The 211-nt window shown below is 67.3% G+C and carries 1 pseudogene; it reads left to right on the plus strand.

Annotated features, from left to right (window positions below):
- Positions 1-211: pseudogene (locus tag G154_RS25735) on the plus strand (DUF222 domain-containing protein); the annotation flags it as partial.

Genomic DNA, 211 nt, shown 5'->3' on the forward strand with positions numbered 1-211 from the left:
CCCTCGATCTGGACGTGACGACCGGGGAAGAGCTGTGTGCGGCGTTGGATCCGTTGTGCCGGCCGATACCGCTACCGGACGGGTCCCCGGATCCCCGGCCGATCGATGTCCGCCGGGCTGAGGCGATCGGGCAGGTGCTGCGCACATATTTGTCGCAGTCGAGGCGTCCGATGTCTGGTGGGGTACTGCCGCACGTCACCCTCATCCGACC

Origin of the sequence: Mycobacterium sp. VKM Ac-1816D, from assembly GCF_000416385.1 — a bacterium.
GTDB classification, from domain to species: Bacteria; Actinomycetota; Actinomycetes; order Mycobacteriales; family Mycobacteriaceae; genus Mycobacterium; species Mycobacterium neoaurum_A.